Source organism: Enterobacter cloacae complex sp. IR5441 (genome assembly GCF_049238215.1).
In the GTDB taxonomy this organism is placed as follows: Bacteria; Pseudomonadota; Gammaproteobacteria; order Enterobacterales; family Enterobacteriaceae; genus Enterobacter; species Enterobacter hormaechei_C.
The window spans coordinates 77,098-93,669 of sequence record NZ_JBMKIA010000016.1 but is presented as its reverse complement, the minus strand read 5'-3'; the positions used below and the strand labels follow the sequence as shown (position 1 = coordinate 93,669).

Annotated in this window: 13 protein-coding genes and 5 tRNA genes; 3 read left to right on the top strand and 15 right to left on the bottom strand. The window is 54.8% G+C overall.

Going from position 1 to position 16,572, the window contains the following annotated elements; all coding sequences use genetic code 11:
• From ACOTX5_RS17215 to ACOTX5_RS17195, 5 genes are all read right to left on the bottom strand, one after another.
• On the bottom strand, window positions 1–679 hold a 679-nt coding region (locus ACOTX5_RS17215; RefSeq protein ID WP_421625545.1), incomplete at its 3' end, for a GTP-binding protein.
• Between the two features lie 118 nt (window positions 680–797).
• A tRNA-Thr gene (locus tag ACOTX5_RS17210) sits at window positions 798–873 on the bottom strand.
• Between the two features lie 6 nt (window positions 874–879).
• A tRNA-Gly gene (locus tag ACOTX5_RS17205) sits at window positions 880–954 on the bottom strand.
• A gap of 116 nt (window positions 955–1,070) precedes the next feature.
• Window positions 1,071–1,155 (bottom strand) — tRNA-Tyr (locus tag ACOTX5_RS17200).
• Between the two features lie 8 nt (window positions 1,156–1,163).
• A tRNA-Thr gene (locus ACOTX5_RS17195) sits at window positions 1,164–1,239 on the bottom strand.
• Between the two features lie 317 nt (window positions 1,240–1,556).
• Here ACOTX5_RS17195 and coaA point away from each other — a divergent pair.
• A complete protein-coding gene (coaA, locus tag ACOTX5_RS17190) occupies window positions 1,557–2,507 on the top strand; it encodes a type I pantothenate kinase (protein WP_015569977.1) in 951 nt (316 codons plus the stop codon).
• Between the two features lie 42 nt (window positions 2,508–2,549).
• Here coaA and dppF read toward each other — a convergent pair whose 3' ends face one another.
• The 9 genes from dppF to ACOTX5_RS17145 form a co-directional block, all read right to left on the bottom strand.
• Window positions 2,550–3,563 (bottom strand): dipeptide ABC transporter ATP-binding subunit DppF, encoded by a 1,014-nt coding sequence (dppF, locus tag ACOTX5_RS17185; RefSeq protein WP_017383568.1) that lies wholly within the window; start codon window positions 3,561–3,563, stop codon window positions 2,550–2,552.
• Window positions 3,560–4,543, bottom strand: a complete 984-nt coding sequence (dppD, locus tag ACOTX5_RS17180) for a dipeptide ABC transporter ATP-binding protein (RefSeq protein ID WP_015569978.1) — start codon at window positions 4,541–4,543, stop codon at window positions 3,560–3,562. The genes dppF and dppD overlap by 4 nt, the downstream gene beginning before the upstream one ends.
• A 10-nt stretch (window positions 4,544–4,553) precedes the next feature.
• On the bottom strand, window positions 4,554–5,456 hold the full coding sequence (gene dppC, locus ACOTX5_RS17175) for a dipeptide ABC transporter permease DppC (protein ID WP_017383569.1): 903 nt from the start codon (window positions 5,454–5,456) through the stop codon (window positions 4,554–4,556).
• A gap of 9 nt (window positions 5,457–5,465) precedes the next feature.
• Window positions 5,466–6,485 (bottom strand): dipeptide ABC transporter permease DppB, encoded by a 1,020-nt coding sequence (gene dppB, locus ACOTX5_RS17170; RefSeq protein ID WP_006810536.1) that lies wholly within the window; start codon window positions 6,483–6,485, stop codon window positions 5,466–5,468.
• A 177-nt stretch (window positions 6,486–6,662) separates the two neighbouring features.
• Entirely contained in the window at window positions 6,663–8,270 is a 1,608-nt protein-coding gene (gene dppA / locus ACOTX5_RS17165; protein WP_003860756.1) for a dipeptide ABC transporter periplasmic-binding protein DppA, read from the bottom strand.
• Window positions 8,271–8,891: 621 nt separating this feature from the next.
• Window positions 8,892–8,968: transfer RNA gene (locus ACOTX5_RS17160), tRNA-Pro, on the bottom strand.
• Window positions 8,969–9,059: 91 nt separating this feature from the next.
• A complete protein-coding gene (gene eptB, locus ACOTX5_RS17155) occupies window positions 9,060–10,754 on the bottom strand; it encodes a kdo(2)-lipid A phosphoethanolamine 7''-transferase (RefSeq protein ID WP_017383570.1) in 1,695 nt (564 codons plus the stop codon).
• Window positions 10,755–10,992: 238 nt separating this feature from the next.
• A complete protein-coding gene (locus ACOTX5_RS17150; protein ID WP_045911850.1) occupies window positions 10,993–12,195 on the bottom strand; it encodes an L-lactate MFS transporter in 1,203 nt (400 codons plus the stop codon).
• Window positions 12,196–12,432: 237 nt separating this feature from the next.
• Entirely contained in the window at window positions 12,433–12,975 is a 543-nt protein-coding gene (locus tag ACOTX5_RS17145) for a lipase (RefSeq protein ID WP_047727044.1), read from the bottom strand.
• 160 nt (window positions 12,976–13,135) lie between these two features.
• Between ACOTX5_RS17145 and tag the strand changes: the two genes are divergently transcribed.
• Complete coding sequence (gene tag / locus ACOTX5_RS17140) at window positions 13,136–13,717, top strand: DNA-3-methyladenine glycosylase I (protein WP_017383572.1); 582 nt, start codon at window positions 13,136–13,138, stop codon at window positions 13,715–13,717.
• Entirely contained in the window at window positions 13,695–14,135 is a 441-nt protein-coding gene (locus ACOTX5_RS17135; protein WP_015569985.1) for an N-acetyltransferase, read from the top strand. The genes tag and ACOTX5_RS17135 overlap by 23 nt, the downstream gene beginning before the upstream one ends.
• On the opposite strand, the gene ACOTX5_RS17130 is transcribed toward ACOTX5_RS17135, so the two are convergent.
• On the bottom strand, window positions 14,104–16,473 hold the full coding sequence (locus ACOTX5_RS17130) for a molybdopterin guanine dinucleotide-containing S/N-oxide reductase (protein WP_044488942.1): 2,370 nt from the start codon (window positions 16,471–16,473) through the stop codon (window positions 14,104–14,106). The two genes, ACOTX5_RS17135 and ACOTX5_RS17130, sit on opposite strands and share 32 nt — an antisense overlap.
• Between the last annotated feature and the right edge of the window lie 99 nt (window positions 16,474–16,572).

The following is a 16,572-nucleotide window of genomic DNA, read 5'->3' as shown; positions in this document are numbered from 1 at the left end:
CGGTACCACGACCGGAGATGGAGAATACGTCTTCGATTGGCAGCAGGAATGGCTTGTCAATCGCACGCTCTGGTTCTGGGATGTAAGAATCCAGGTAGCCAGCCAGTTCGATGATTTTCGCTTCCCACTCTGCGTCGCCTTCCAGCGCTTTCAGCGCGGAACCACGAACGATTGGAGTGTCGTCGCCTGGGAAATCGTACTGAGACAGCAGTTCACGAACTTCCATCTCTACCAGTTCCAGCAGCTCTTCGTCATCAACCATATCGCATTTGTTCAGGAACACGATGATGTAAGGAACGCCTACCTGACGACCCAGCAGGATGTGCTCACGGGTCTGAGGCATAGGGCCGTCAGTCGCAGCAACAACCAGGATCGCGCCGTCCATCTGCGCAGCACCGGTGATCATGTTTTTAACATAGTCGGCGTGGCCTGGGCAGTCTACGTGTGCGTAGTGGCGAGTCGGGGTGTCATACTCAACGTGAGAGGTGTTGATGGTGATACCACGAGCTTTTTCTTCTGGTGCGTTATCGATCTGGTCGAAAGCACGAGCAGCACCGCCGTAGGTTTTAGCCAGTACGGTAGTGATTGCAGCGGTCAGCGTTGTTTTACCATGGTCAACGTGGCCGATAGTACCGACGTTAACGTGCGGTTTTGTACGTTCAAACTTTTCTTTAGACATCGATTGTCCCTCTAAGACACGGATAAATCGGTGATATCACCACATCAACCAGGCGAAAATGCCTGAACTGTTGAATACATTTACATTGAAACAGAGAGAAAGGGAGGGAGAAGTGAAGTGGTGCTGATACCCAGAGTCGAACTGGGGACCTCACCCTTACCAAGGGTGCGCTCTACCAACTGAGCCATATCAGCACGTATTGGAGCGGGCAGCGGGAATCGAACCCGCATCATCAGCTTGGAAGGCTGAGGTAATAGCCATTATACGATGCCCGCATCCTGAAACTCGGCTACCCAGTTCTTTCTGTAACAAAAAAAGAGATTTCTCTCTTTTCTGTTCGAGCTGGTCAATTTTTCCAACCAGCTCCGGCGGCGTTGTCGCTGCCAGAAAGTGGTGGTGGGGGAAGGATTCGAACCTTCGAAGTCTGTGACGGCAGATTTACAGTCTGCTCCCTTTGGCCGCTCGGGAACCCCACCGGACTTGATGGTGCCGACTACCGGAATCGAACTGGTGACCTACTGATTACAAGTCAGTTGCTCTACCTACTGAGCTAAGTCGGCATCAAGTAGCGCGCATTCTATGGAGACCTGCGCAGTCATGCAACTAAAAAATTGCATAAAACGTTCTTTCGCTCACATTTTATTCGAAACCAGGGCTAACCGCTGTAAATTCATCCGCTCACGGTTAAAAATTCAACATGAACGCCTGATTTCGGCACGCTATAGCCCCAGGTGATGCCTGCCCGGTTAAGCATCGCTTTCCCATATTTTTTCTTATTATTCCTCTCATCTGGTGTTAACCTCCTGCCCATTGTCCAAAATTAACTATGTGATGAGCCCGCACCCGCCGTTTCGTGATGGTTCACAGAAGCATGCTTATGAGCAAAAAAGAGCAAACGTTAATGACGCCCTATCTTCAGTTTAACCGTAGCCAGTGGGCAGCCCTGCGTGACTCCGTCCCTATGACACTGACGGAAGGTGAAATCGCACGGCTAAAAGGGATAAACGAAGATCTCTCCCTGGAAGAGGTGGCAGAAATCTATCTCCCCCTCTCTCGCTTGCTTAACTTCTATATCAGCTCCAATTTGCGTCGTCAGGCCGTACTGGAACAGTTCCTCGGCACGAACGGTCAACGTATTCCTTATATCATCAGTATTGCGGGCAGCGTGGCAGTGGGTAAAAGTACCACCGCGCGCGTGCTACAGGCGCTGCTGAGCCGCTGGCCGGAACACCGCAGCGTGGAGCTGATCACCACCGACGGCTTCCTGCATCCCAACGAGGTGTTGAAAGAACGCGGCCTGATGAAAAAGAAGGGCTTCCCGCTCTCTTATGATATGCACCGCCTGGTAAAGTTTGTTTCAGATCTAAAATCGGGCGTACCTCACGTTACCGCGCCGGTTTACTCGCATCTGATCTACGACCGCATCCCGGATGGCGACAAAACGGTTGTGCAGCCCGACATCCTGATTCTGGAAGGCTTAAACGTCCTGCAAAGCGGGATGGATTATCCTCACGATCCGCATCATGTGTTTGTCTCTGACTTTGTCGATTTCTCAATTTATGTCGATGCGCCGGAAGATTTGCTGCAACGCTGGTATATCAACCGCTTCCTGAAGTTCCGCGAAGGCGCGTTCACCGACCCGGATTCCTACTTCCACAACTACGCCCAGCTCTCTGAAGAAGAGGCTATCAGCGTGGCGACCGGGCTGTGGAATGAGATCAACTACGTCAACCTCAAAGAGAACATCCTGCCAACGCGCGAACGCGCAAGCCTGATCCTCACCAAGAGTGAGAAACACGCCGTCGACCAGATTCGTTTACGGAAGTAGACCTCAGACGTAAAAAAACCGGCTTAACGCCGGTTTTTTTCTTTATGCCTGCGGCTTTTCGCCGTTTTCATCCTGATCGACCGCGAAGCAGGCCACCAGCTGTCCGCCATAATCCTTCAGCTGTGGCTGCAACTGCGTGCACGGGCCGAAGCGGCGACGGCAACGGGCGTTGAACGCACATCCCGGCGGTGGGTTAAGCGGGCTTGGCAACTCGCCGGTCAGCTTAATGCGCTCCCGGCGGTCATCCGGGTTCAGTCTCGGCGTTGCAGACAGCAGCGCCTGCGTATACGGATGACGCGGGTTAGTAAAGATCTGATCTTTCGTCCCCTTCTCCACGCAGCGTCCCAGATACATCACCATCACCTCATCGGCAATGTGCTCAACCACGGACAGGTCATGGGAGATGAAGACGTACGACAGTCCCAGATCCTGCTGTAAATCCATCATCAGGTTAAGCACCTGCGCACGAACGGACACGTCAAGCGCTGAGACCGGCTCATCGGCAATCACCACGTCCGGGTCAAGCATCAACCCACGGGCGATGGCAATACGCTGACGCTGGCCGCCAGAGAACATATGCGGGTAGCGATCGTAATGCTCGGTTTTAAGCCCCACCTTCGCCATCATCGCCAGCGCTTTTTCACGACGCTGCTCTTTGCTCAGATTGCTGTTAATCAGCAGCGGCTCTTCCAGAATTTGCCCGACTTTCTTCCGCGGATTCAGAGAGCCGTACGGGTTCTGGAATACGATCTGGATTTTCTGGCGGCGCAGCTTCTGCGCCTGCGGATCGTGCTTGAGCAGATCCTGACCCTGATAGTAAAGCTCGCCGCCGGTTGGCGTTTCGATCATCGTCAGCAGACGGCCCAGCGTGGATTTCCCACAGCCCGACTCCCCGACGACCGCCAGCGTTTTACCGCGTTCAAGGCTGAAGGAGACGCCGTCCAGCGCTTTCACCAGGCGCTCAGGGGCAAAAATCCCCTTCTTCACCGGGTAATGTTTTTTCAGGTCGATAGCCTGCAACAGCGGCTGTTGCGTGGTGGCCTCGTGCGTACTCATAGTGTTGGCCTCCCGGCATCATCGAGTGGGTAGTGGCATTTTGACTGCCGACCATCGGCCAGCAGATTCAGCTCTGGCTCCTCGGCGCGGCATTTGTCCGTCGCATACGGGCAGCGCGGATTCAGCAGGCAACCCTGTGGACGGTCATATTTACCCGGAACCACGCCCGGCAACGACGCCAGACGCGCTTTGTCCTGGGCAAACTCCGGCAGCGCGCGCAGCAACGCCTGCGTATACGGATGACGCGGCGCGCGGAAGATATCGTGCGAACTTCCGGTCTCCACCACCTGACCCGCGTACATCACGATGATTTTGTGTGCCGCTTCCGCCACCAGCGCCAGGTCGTGCGTAATCAGCACCAGCGCCATATTCTCTTTCTGCTGCAACTCCAGCAGCAGCTCGATGATTTGCGCCTGGATGGTCACGTCCAGCGCGGTAGTTGGTTCATCCGCAATCAGCAGTTTTGGTCGACAGGCAATCGCCATGGCGATCATCACGCGCTGGCTCATGCCGCCGGAAAGCTGGTGCGGGTAAACGTCCAGACGCGATGCCGGGTCAGGTATCCCCACCAGGTTCAGCAGATCGATAGCACGCTGGCGACGGGTTTTCTTATTCCCGCCCTGATGCACCTTAATGGCTTCCATAATCTGGAAACCCACGGTGTAGCACGGGTTCAGGCTGGTCATGGGGTCCTGGAAGATCATCGCCACTTCCGCGCCCACCAGCTGGCGGCGCTGTTTTTCGGAAATGCGCTTCAGATCCTGACCGTTGAACTCCAGATTTTCCGCCATCACGCGGCCGGGGTAGTCAATCAGCCCCATAATCGCCAGCGAACTCACTGACTTACCGGAGCCCGACTCTCCTACAATCCCGACCACTTCGCCCTGATTAACGCTGTAGCTGATGCGGTCCACGGCGCGAAACGGTGTGCCTTCGTCGCCAAAGTGCACGGATAATTTATCTACATTTAATAACGCCATCTCGTGCCTCTTACTGCTTCAGTTTGGGATCAAGTGCATCACGCAGACCGTCACCCATCAGGTTAAATGCCAGCACCGTCAGCAGAATCGCCAGACCCGGGAAGGTGACGACCCACCAGGCGCTTTGCGCGAACTGCAACACGTCGGAGAGCATGGTGCCCCACTCCGGTGTTGGCGGCTGCGCACCCATGCCAAGGAAGCCAAGAGCGGCCATATCAAGAATGGCGTTAGAGAAACCGAGCGACGCCTGAACAATCAGCGGCGCAAGGCAGTTTGGGAAGATATTGATAAACATCTGACGCATCGCACCGGCACCCGCCACGCGAGAGGCGGTAACGTAGTCGCGGTTCACTTCCACCAGCACCGCCGCACGGGTCAGACGCACGTAATGCGGTAGCGCAACAAACGTCAGCGCAAGCGCGGCGTTACCAATCGACGGACCAAAGATCGCCACCAGCACCAGCGCCAGCAGCAGGCTTGGCAATGCCAGCATAATGTCAACGACGCGCATGATGATGTTATCAACAATGCCGCCGAAGTAGCCTGCCACCAGGCCGAGTACGATCCCCATGATCAGCGACAGTACGACAACGAGGCAGCCAACCAGCAGCGACAGGCGTGCGCCGTACATCAGGCGCGACAGCACATCGCGGCCCACGTCGTCGGTGCCCAGCAGGTGCGTCAGACTTCCGCCGTCCTGCCATGCAGGAGGTGCCAGCAGCGCATCGCGGAACTGATCAGCCGGGTTATACGGCGCAAGGAAGTTCGCAAACACCGCAATCAGGATCATGATGGAAACATACACCAGCCCGACGACCGCGCCTTTGTTGCGCTTGAAGTAGTGCCAGAACTCCTGCATCGGCGTCATTGGCACCGGTGCGGTGACCACTTTATTTTGAGTAACTTGTGACATGATGGCCCCTTACTTCTTATGACGAATACGCGGGTTCACCACGCCGTACAGCAAATCGACCAGCAGGTTGACGAGGATAATCATCGTCGCGACCAGCAGTACACCGCCCTGCACAACCGGATAGTCACGGCGTTGCAGCGCATCAATCAGCCAGCGTCCAAGACCCGGCCAGGAGAAGATGGTTTCGGTCAGGATCGCCCCCGCCAGCAGCGTACCGACCTGCAAACCGATAACGGTTACCACCGGCAGCATAGCGTTACGCAGGGCATGAATGATGATGACGCGCATACGGGTCAGGCCTTTAGCGCGGGCAGTACGAATATAATCCTCGCCCAGCACTTCCAGCATGGAGGAACGGGTCATACGCACGATCACCGCCAGAGGGATGGTGCCCAACACCATTGCAGGCAGGATCATGTGCGCAACCGCATCAATGAAGTTGCCCTCTTCGCCCCAGATCGCCGTATCAATCAGCATAAAGCCGGTTAACGGGTTGGTGTCGTCAAGGAAAACCATATCGCTGACGCGTCCGGAGACCGGCGTCAGGTTCCACTGCACCGAGACCAGCATGATCAGCATCATGCCCCACCAGAAGATAGGCATGGAGTAGCCGGTCAGTGCCAGGCCAACAGCGGTGTGGTCGAAAATAGAGCCACGCTTAACGGCAGCCAGTACGCCAACGGGGATCCCTACTGCGGTCGCGAAGATCATGGCGCAGATACCGAGCTCCAGCGTCGCTTTAAAGCGCGGTACGAACTCGTCCCACACCGGAAGACGGCTTTTCAGTGAAATCCCTAAATCGCCGTGCAACACACCCCAGATATAGTGGAGATACTGCTGCCACATCGGCTTATCAAGGCCGAGCTCAGCCAGCAGTTGCGCATGACGTTCAGGGGAGATACCACGCTCGCCCGCCATAATCATTACCGGGTCACCCGGGATCATATGGACGAAGGCAAAAGTGAGAAGGGTGATACCGATAAACGTCGGGATAACCAGTCCCAGACGTCGGAGGATGAACTGCAACATAACCCGGATTCTCTCTGATGACGCACGCCCAGTGGCGTGACGTCTGTATTGCTCACAAATCTTATTCCCTCCCCTTTTAGAGAGGGAATAAAGCACTGCTGCCGGGTGGCGCTACGCTTACCCGGCCTACATACCGTAGGCCAGTGCAAGCGCAGCGCCGCCTGGCGTTGCTTTTAATTATTCAACAGACACGTTTTCGAAGTGGTGTTTGCCCAGTGGATCGACCACGTAGCCCTTCACTTCTTTACGCACTGGCTCGTACACGGTGGAGTGAGCAACAATCAGCGCCGGAGCCTGATCGTGCATGACAACCTGAGCTTGCTTGTACAGTTCGATACGTTTGTTGTGATCGTCGGTCGCACGCGCCGGCTGGATCAGATCTTCAAACGGCTTGTAGCACCAGCGAGAGTAGTTGGAACCGTCTTTCGCTGCCGCACAGCTGAACAGGGTCGCGAAGAAGTTGTCCGGATCCCCGTTGTCGCCGGTCCAGCCCATCATGACCGCCTGGTGTTCGCCCGCTTTAGCGCGCTTCAGGTACTCGCCCCACTCGTAGGTTACAATTTTGGCCTGTACGCCAATCTTCGCCCAGTCAGCCTGAACCATTTCCGCCATACGACGTGCGTTCGGGTTGTAAGGACGCTGTACCGGCATCGCCCACAGCTCGACGGTGAAGCCTTTGTCCTGGCCCGCTTCTTTCAGCAGCGCTTTCGCTTTCTCAGGATCGTAGGTGTAGTCCTTAATGTCGTCGTTATAACCCCACATGGTTGGTGGGATCAGGTTCTTGGCCGCAACGCCCGCGCCCTGGTAAACGGCTTTGATGATCGCTTCTTTGTTCACCGCGTAAGTCAGCGCCTGACGCACTTTCACGTCATCGAACGGTTTCTTCTCGGTGTTGAAGGAGAGATAACCCACGTTCAGGCCCGCCTGCTCCAGCAGGTTGATATTTTTGTCCTGCTTCATGCGCGCGATGTCAGCCGGGTTTGGATATGGCATCACCTGACATTCGTTTTTCTGCAATTTTGCGTAACGCACGGATGCGTCAGGCGTGATGGAGAAGACCAGACGGTCGATCTGCGGCTTGGTGCCCCAGTAGCCCGGGAAGGCTTTATACAGAATACGGGAATCTTTCTGGTACTGAAGCAGCTGGAACGGGCCGGTACCGATTGGGTTCAGGTCCACTTTTTCCGGCGTGCCGGCTTTCAGCATGTTGTCAGCGTACTCTTTAGAGAGAATCGAGGCGAAGTCCATCGCCAGGTCAGCCAGGAATGGCGCTTCCGGACGCGTCAGCACAAACTGAACGGTTTTATCGTCCACTTTTTTCACTTCAGCGATCAGGTCTGGCAGACCCATCCCTTCGAAGTATTCATAGCTGCCGCCAGACACTTTATGGTACGGGTTCTGGGCATTTTTCTGACGGTCGAAGGAGAACACAACGTCGTCGGCGTTAAAGTCGCGCGTAGGTTTAAATTCTTTGCTGTCCTGCCACTTCACGCCCTGGCGCAGGTGGAAGGTATAGGTTTTACCGTCTTCGCTGATATCCCACTTTTCAGCCAGGCCAGGAATTACTTCCGTGGTGCCGGTTTTAAATTCAACCAGACGGTTATAGATCGGTACAGAGCTTGCGTCGTAAGTCGTACCAGAGGTAAAGAGCTGTGGGTTAAAGCCTTCCGGAGAGCCTTCAGAACAGTAAACCAGGGTTTTTGCCTGTACGCTTGCTGCAACGGTCATGGCCACCAGGCTCAGACCAAGCTTCAGCATCCCTGACTTCTTCAAGGAAATACTCATTATTGTGCTCCAATGTGATGTTTTGCTTTGTTGTGTTACGCCGCCTGACCTTTATTTATTTTTTACCCGGTCCGGTCGGTGATGCCCGAAGGCGTTAAAAGGGATAGAGAATCCTTTCAGAAGAGCGTTTGAGTTGCAGCGCAGATCCTCCCTGAAATGCCCCTCGTGCCCTACAATCTGTCAACAGAATGTGAAAACGTCAATACAGGTGGCGGGGATTTACGTGGAGTGTGAGAAACCGCAAACAAAGATTAAAAAAACCCTGACCGTGAGTTTTCAGCAGAGAAATTTATGCTACTCGCCATGATGCAGCACAATTATCTTCATATTTCGCAACACTCAGTGATTAAGTTTTATTCAGAATGGGTAAATTTTCTTACAGAATGGTGATTATCTGAGCACTAAATACCGCGAACGTTAAAACGCACAGCGAAAAATGCTGAGGTTATCCATAAGCAACGCGAAAAAAGATCAAACTATATATAAAAAAATACAATGGATTATGTCACAAAACCGCAAGCAGGCAGGGGGAAGCAGGGCTAAGGGGTATTTTGAGGACTCGTGCGGGGTAACGCGTTAATGCAAAAAGGGCTAACCTTGCGGTTAGCCCTTTTTAGAATGTGGTCGGCGAGAGAGGATTCGAACCTCCGACCCACTGGTCCCAAACCAGTTGCGCTACCAAGCTGCGCTACTCGCCGAATGCGGAGCGCATCTTACTGCTGAGGTGCGCCCCCGTCAATCCCTTATTTTCAAAAAGCCATTCAACTGGCGATATTCTCGCCAGACCAGCTACTGCGCGGCTTTTGTGGTGTTATCAGGGAGTTTACACCAGTTGTTGTTTTCGTTAATCCCACCGTTCGGTGAGGTATAGCCGAGACAACCCATAATGGTGTCGTACAGCTCAACGTGACGGCGCGGTACCTTGATCTCTGCCTGCTGTTTCAGATGGGCAAACATTTTGGCTTTGTCCGGGTTTTCCAGGTACTTATCCGACATCCACATGATCATCGGCACGCGGAACTGCTCAGGCGGGGCCAGCTTACGCGGCGTGCCGTGTAAATGCTCTTTCTCGTTGATGGACTCGCCGTGGTCGGCCGCGTAAATCACAATCGCTTTCTTATCGCGAAGCTGGTCGATCACCCGGCTGAGGAAGGTATCCACATACAGAATCGAGTTATCATAGGCATTGATCAGCTCCTGCTTGCTACAGTTCTTGTTAATGCCGACGCACTCAGGCGTCCATTTGGCGAAATCGCGCGTGTAACGCTGATAGTAGCTGTAGTGTGAACCTTTGGTATGCAGAACAATAAGGTGCTTACCCTGCGGATGGTTTTTCAGCGACTGTTCCATCTCAGAGAGCAGCAGCATATCATCAACGTTCTTTCCGCGGTTACGCGGCTCGGCGCCAATCTGCTCGCGGTAGGCGATGTTATCCGCCATGGTGTTGGTGTAGAACCACATCTCACTTTGCATGGCGAACAGATCGGAGCTAAATCCAAGCTGCTTCAGAACAGCAAACACGTTTTGCTCTTTCAGCGTGCGCTGAGGATTATCACTCGCACCGCCCTCACGAACAAACATACAGCGCAACGAGAGCTTCGTGGCGGTATCGCAGGAGTAGCCGCGGTATGCCACCAGGTTCTTTTCCTGCGCCAGTTTCGGGGTGGTATCGCGGTCATAACCGAGAATACCCATATGATCCCAGCGCGTCGTTTCGCCGATAACGAAGACCACGTAAGTATCATCCAGTCCGTCAGCCGGAGCCTGGTAGGTGAACTTTTTGGTTGGGTTAATCAGCGATTTCACATCGCTGGATTCGTCCGCCTGAGCCCAGGCATAGAGACCTAACGCCGACAGCCAGTTAGACGGCAGATACGAGTTAGCCACCACGCCGCCGTAGCTTGGCATATCTACGCCTGTCGCTTTTTCGATCCGCTTTTGTTGTTTTTCCATCAGGCGAATAGGCGCCCATACCAGCAGACCCGCCAGAAGAACGACGGCGACGTTGCGGATGCGTTGCCCACGGGTACGCAGCTGGCGTAACAGGGTATAGCGACAGGTATTACTCCAGATAAAGAAGAGCGGGATCAGGCAGGTCAAAATCGTCCACATGATGAACCCTTGCCCCACCACCTCTTTCGAGAGGTCGATGTCCGTGGTCATCACCGAGGCCACAATACCGTAGCCAATGACCACATTCATGAATGTCATGTAATAGCTTGCGGCGGCAGAGATAATCACCACCAGCGAGGCCAGAACCTGCCATGTACGTCTGCCAAAAAGCGAGAGCAGACGTAGCAGGAAGAAGGTTGCCAGAATTGAGCCGAACACTTCAATCGCGGCGAAAATCCCGTTTCTTACGGTGAGGTGTTCAAAATAACCTTCCACTCTTCTGAACAGCACCGCGCCATTCAGAAACAAACCGATATAGACAGCCAGCATCAGACACAATCTTTGCTGGGTAAGAGACCTGATATATTTCATGCAAACAACCCTGGGGGAAGGGGTATAAAGACCCGCCGAATCTCATTGAGAAAGCAGACAGAGTAAGTAGGTGCGAGATAAACCGTTATCAGAAACGTCTACAAGCGCGATAAGTAGACCACAGCGAGGAAGAAAAGTGGCAGCAGAGAATGTGAATCGATGAAAATTTTTACAAAATAACAAGTCCGGAAGTGATATTGCGATAAAAAAAGAGGCCCTGCGGCCCCTTTTTATCGAATCATGCATGCGCTTCTTTATATACCTCGCGCTGCGGCTGACGAATCGTGGTGGACAGCGCCAGTGAAATAATCAGCAAGGCAAATATCACGCAGAATGTCACGTAGAAGCCACCAAACAGCGAGGCAATCAGCGATCCGCAAATACTGCCGATACCGAAGCCGAGATAAATCACACCGTAGTTTTTCGCCAGATTGTTCAGCCCGAAGAACTCGCTCACCAGCGACGGGAAGACGGTAATGGTGCCGCCAAAGTTAAAGGCTACGCAGGCTATCGCCGCAAAGAATGTCGCTTCGTTCAGCGGAGCGAACAGCAACGCTGCCATCCCCACCAGGGATATCACCTGCCCCAGCGTAATCACGCGGATCCTGGCGATTTTGTCAGACAGGATACCCAGTACCAGACGACCCGAGAGGTTAGCGATGGAGATGACCGTTACCGCGTTCGCCGCCGTCGCCGCGTCCAGTTTCACCATTCCCTGCGCGATATCTTTCGCCACGCCGATGACATACAGACCGCTCATGCAGGCCGTCAGGAACATCACCGCCAGCATCCAGTACTGCGGTTTACGCATGGACTGTGCGAGGGTGAAATCATTCTCCACCACACCGTTAACGGTTTTCACTTCCTGCTGCGGGGCATCTTTCATCAGCGTTGCGCCGAAGAGGATCATCACCAGCACAATCACGCCCCAGATCATAAAGGTTTTCTCAAGCCCCACCGAGGCCAGCAGTTGCGCATCGATGAATTTGAAGCCGAGGCTGCCCAGGCCATATGAACCAATGGCAAACGCGGAGATAAGCCCTTTACGCTCCGGGAACCACTTCACGCAGTTAGACAGCGTCAGCAGGTAACCTGCGCCGTCCGCCAGCCCCACCAGCACCCCGGCGCTCAGCCACAGCATCATCAGGTTGTCGGAATATGCCGTCAGGAAGAAGCCAACGCCCAGTAAGATCCCGGAGGCCATGGTTACACGCTTCACGCCGAAGCGCTCCTGAAGTTTACCCGCCACGGAAGAGGAAATTGCTAACCCAAGACTCAGCAAGCCGAAGGAGAACGCCACCTGGCTTATCGGCGCGCCGAGCTTATCAGACAGGGCGCTGTTAAACAGGCTCCAGGTATAGACCGATCCCAGTGCGAACTGAGTAACGATGGTGCCGAATAGCGTCAGCCAACGCGTGCGGTTATAAGTTGATGTGTTCATGGCAGTGTCCTGCAAGATAAATTAAGGAAATTCGCTGAGGACACGATAAACAAAACCTTAGTAGCGCTGAGGGAAAATGGCATGAAATGCAGAAGAAGCGGAATGAAATGCCTGGGAACCGGAATGAATGACCTTGCCGGGGAATGAAGCGCTGTCCTGTTAGTGAGTACTATCGCTCCAGACCCCGTCATCATTGTATGAAATATGTTATCGTAGCGTTTAAAAAAATAACAACCTTTAGAATTTGGCGCTCAATCCCAGCGTATATAAATATTCTTCTTCAGCTTGCTGGTTATAGCTGATCTTCGCCCAGGGATGTAAATCACCATACTGCGTATCGACACGCCACCCCAACGAGTTCACGCTGGCATGCCAGAGTGGATCGGTAAGCGACTGCGTGGTGGTTGTATCCTCAAATGCATTCACTGGTGCGGGGGGAGCGCCATCAGTGCGCCACGCCATGACGGGCCCAGTGGTGAAATGTCCCGCCACGGGAAAATTCCAGCCAACGCTCAGAACGGTTTCCGCATCTGAACCGGATGGGTCGTTCAGGGCAAACCCCGCAGCATTCTGCGAATGGTTAATACGCTCCGCGAGAATATCTTCATAACGAGGTTGGTGATCGGCGTCCCATGTATAGCGTTCCGTCGTATTACTTTTAGCATCTGAAACGATATATTCCTGTTGCCACGCAAAAGCGGTGTTACAAAAAAGCAGGCAGGCTGAAACACCCACCAGGCCAGAAGCAGCATGGCGACCACTGATTTTTTTTATCATCATCAAAGCGACTCCAGAAAGAGCCGAGTTCGGCGATATATGTCATTGTTCGAAGAGGTATTAGGGCGTATAGCCCTGTATTAACTATTGTCTCTTTAGCAGACACGTCAAGCCGGGCAGATTGAAATTTTTGCGTTTACCGTATCAGGAAGGGAGATGACCTATGCAACGTTGCGGCTGGGTAAGCCAGGATCAGCTTTATATCGATTATCACGACAAGGAATGGGGCGTACCGGAAACCGACGGTAAAAAACTGTTTGAAATGATTTGCCTTGAAGGCCAGCAGGCCGGACTGTCGTGGATCACCGTTCTGAAAAAGCGTGAGAACTATCGCAAAGCCTTCCACCAGTTCGATCCGGCTGCGGTTGCCGCCATGACCGACGACGACGTGGAAAGGCTGGTTCTGGATACCGGTATCATCCGCCATCGCGGTAAAATTCAGGCCATTATTGGTAACGCGCGTGCTTATCTGGCGATGGAGCAAAACGGCGAACCCTTCTCAGCATTCGTCTGGTCGTTTGTGGATAACGAGCCGAAGGTGACGCAGGCCGCCACGCTTGCAGAGATCCCAACGTCGACCCCCGCCTCAGATGCCCTGTCGAAAGCGCTGAAAAAACGCGGCTTTAAGTTTGTGGGCACCACCATCTGTTACTCCTTTATGCAGGCCTGCGGGCTGGTCAATGACCACATTACGGGCTGCTTCTGCCATCCGGAGGGCCACCATGATCCGCAAATGGCAAAGTGAGGACACCGCTCCGCTTTTGAGTCTGTGGCTGGAGAGCACCACCGAGGCGCATCCGTTTATCGACGCAAGTTACTGGCAAGCGAATGAAGCGGTAGTGCGGGATGAATACCTTCCCGCCGCCGAGACCTGGGTCTGGGAAGAAAACGGTACCCTGTGCGGTTTTATCAGCGTCATGCAGTTCCAGTTCGTGGGGGCGTTGTTTATCGCCCCGGCGTTCATCGGAAAGGGGATCGGGCGTGCGCTGCTGAACCACGTTCAGCAGCACTATCCGTATTTAACTCTGGAGGTGTATCAGAAAAACGTGCGGGCGGTGAATTTCTATCATGCTCAGGGTTTTCGCATCGAAGACAGCGCCTGGCAGGATGATACCCAACACCCGACGTGGATCATGAGCTGGCAGGCGGATCAAACGCCGTAAGGGTAAGCGCCGGCCCCTCATATTTCTCCACCCATGCCAGCGCCGTATTCCCCGCGCAGCCATTCCCCAGCTTCGAGCTGGGGAGATCTTTGGTCAGCACGTTTACGGCGCCGTTCTTACAAATACCGCCCTCGTCCAGCGCCAGATCCGGCCATGCGCCCTGATGAATGCAGAAAACGCCAGGGCGGATCCCGTCACTCACCACGGCGCCTGCCAGCACCTGCCCGCGCGCGTTCCAGACCCGAACGAGGTCGCCGTGGTTAATCCCCCGCGCCTTTGCGTCATCGCTGTTCAGCGCAATCGGCTCACGACCCGCCACCGCATACTGCTCGCGCAAAGCCGAATAGTTGAGCTGGCTGTGCAGACGATGGGCGGGATGGGCAGACAGCAGCTGAAGCTGCCCCGGCTGCGCATTGCCATGCCATTCGTCCGGCTCCAGCCACGCCGGATGTGGCGGACAGTCCGCGTAGCCAAAGCTGGCGATGCGTTCGCTGTAGATCACAATCTTCCCGCTTTCGGTTTTTAGCGGGTGATTCTCCGGATCGCGACGGAAGTCAGCAAAGCGCACAAACCGCGCATTCTGCTCGCTTTCCGGCATTTCGAAGAGTTGATTCGCCTCCCAGAACTCAGCGAATGGCGGCAGCGTCACGCCCTGCGCAGCCCCGCGCTGGCTGGCAATCTGGTAAAACGTTTCCAGCCATTGCAGATCGGTTTTGCCCTCGGTGAAACGCTCCCGACCGCCCGCTTCCCACATTTCACTCAGGTCGGCAAAGACATCAAAATCATCCCGCGCTTCATCCCGGGGAGCCACGACGCGCTTCATCGGCACCATATGCTGATTACTGTAATCCCCCGTCATGGTGAGATCGTTACGCTCGAACGAGGTCGTGGCGGGCAAAACGATATCGGCATGTTTCGCTGACGCGGTCCAGAAGCACTCCGAGATCACCACCAGCTCCGGTTTCTGCCAGGCGCGGATCAGGCGGTTAGTATCCTGGTGATGGGTGAAGTTGGCCCCACCCGCCCACCAGACAAACTTAATATCCGGGAAATGCCGATCCTGGCCGTTGTGCTGATAAAACCCGCCTGGGTTCTCCAGGGCTTCAACAATGCGTGCCACCGGAATTTTATCTACCGCGTCCACGCCACCCTGCACCGAGCCCTGCATGGAGGCCAGCACCGCGGCTTTTCGCGTCGGGTTGCCGCCGTTAGCAAAGTGATAGGAAAGCCCAAAACCGCCGCCGGGTGTGCCAATCTGCCCGAGCATCGCGGCGAGCGTCACCAGCATCCAGTGCTTCTGCTCGCCAAACTGCTGGCGCTGCATCCCCCAGCCGGACATGAGCATCGTGACACGGCTATGGAATAACGTCGCCAGTTCGCGGATTTTAACGGCATCAACGCCGCAAATCGCCGCAGCCCACTCTGCGGTTTTGGCGATACCGTCGGTTTGTCCCGTCAGGTAGTCGGCAAATTTATCGAAGCCCGTGGTGCAGCGCGCCAGAAATTCCGTATCGTGCCAGCCGTTCTCCACCAGGGTGTGGGCGATGCCCAGCATCATCGCCACGTCGGTGCCCATATGCGGCGCGATCCACTCGGCGCTGTCGCCGAAGAAATCCAGCGTTTCAGAACGCATCGGATCGATACAGATGATGCGCTTGCCGCTTTTGCGCAGCGCATCAAAGTAGGAAACGCCCTGCTCGTCGGACGCATTCCAGGCAATTTTCAGGGTATTGAGCGGGTTGGCGCTCCAGAGCACCACCACCTCCGCATGCTCCAGCACCAGCGGCCAGCTGGTCTGCTGCTGATAAACCTCATTCCCGCCCACGACATACGGCATGATTGCCTGCGCCGCGCCGGTCGAGTAATCGCCCAGATGGCCGGTGTATCCTCCGGCCAGGCTCATATAGCGTTGCAGCAGGGTTGCGGCCTTATGCAGCACGCCGTTCGAGCGCCAGCCATAGGAGCCGGCAAAAATGGACGACGGGCCATAGCTGTCGCGAATGCGTTTATGCTGGGTATGGATCAACGCCAGCGCGTCGTCCCAGCTCACGCGTACGAACTCATCCTGCCCACGAATACCCTGCGGCTTATCCGGTGACGCCAGAAAGCCTTTACGCACCATCGGCCAGCGGACGCGGGTTTTACTGTGTACCTGATCGCGAACGACGGTCTGTAAAGAGTTGAGATGGCGCGAAGGCAAAGCCCCGCGAGACGACAGCACAGTGTCGCCATCGGTTTCGACCAGCATCGGCCCCCAGTGGGCGGCGGTCAGAATGGTTTTTGTTGAGGTGCTCAAAGCGTGCGCTCCTGGTTGCGTGCAGGTGTTTCGGCCTTTCATTGAGGCAGTTTATCGTTTGTGACAAATTTCAGAGTTATACACTGAATTTTCTCCGTATCCGGACGTCATAATCCACTGCCACGTCCATCGTGGCAAAGA

Excerpts from the sequence above, each read along its gene's own strand:
- ACOTX5_RS17130 (WP_044488942.1), bottom strand. The coding sequence starts at position 16,473 with ATGAAAGGCCGAAACACCTGCACGCAACCAGGAGCGCACGCTTTGAGC.
- dppC (WP_017383569.1), bottom strand. The coding sequence starts at position 5,456 with ATGTCACAAGTTACTCAAAATAAAGTGGTCACCGCACCGGTGCCAATG.
- dppA (WP_003860756.1), bottom strand. The coding sequence starts at position 8,270 with ATGAGTATTTCCTTGAAGAAGTCAGGGATGCTGAAGCTTGGTCTGAGC.
- ACOTX5_RS17135 (WP_015569985.1), top strand. The coding sequence starts at position 13,695 with ATGATCCGCAAATGGCAAAGTGAGGACACCGCTCCGCTTTTGAGTCTG.
- ACOTX5_RS17150 (WP_045911850.1), bottom strand. The coding sequence starts at position 12,195 with ATGAACACATCAACTTATAACCGCACGCGTTGGCTGACGCTATTCGGC.
- tag (WP_017383572.1), top strand. The coding sequence starts at position 13,136 with ATGCAACGTTGCGGCTGGGTAAGCCAGGATCAGCTTTATATCGATTAT.
- dppD (WP_015569978.1), bottom strand. The coding sequence starts at position 4,543 with ATGGCGTTATTAAATGTAGATAAATTATCCGTGCACTTTGGCGACGAA.
- dppF (WP_017383568.1), bottom strand. The coding sequence starts at position 3,563 with ATGAGTACGCACGAGGCCACCACGCAACAGCCGCTGTTGCAGGCTATC.
- eptB (WP_017383570.1), bottom strand. The coding sequence starts at position 10,754 with ATGAAATATATCAGGTCTCTTACCCAGCAAAGATTGTGTCTGATGCTG.
- ACOTX5_RS17145 (WP_047727044.1), bottom strand. The coding sequence starts at position 12,975 with ATGATGATAAAAAAAATCAGTGGTCGCCATGCTGCTTCTGGCCTGGTG.
- dppB (WP_006810536.1), bottom strand. The coding sequence starts at position 6,485 with ATGTTGCAGTTCATCCTCCGACGTCTGGGACTGGTTATCCCGACGTTT.
- coaA (WP_015569977.1), top strand. The coding sequence starts at position 1,557 with ATGAGCAAAAAAGAGCAAACGTTAATGACGCCCTATCTTCAGTTTAAC.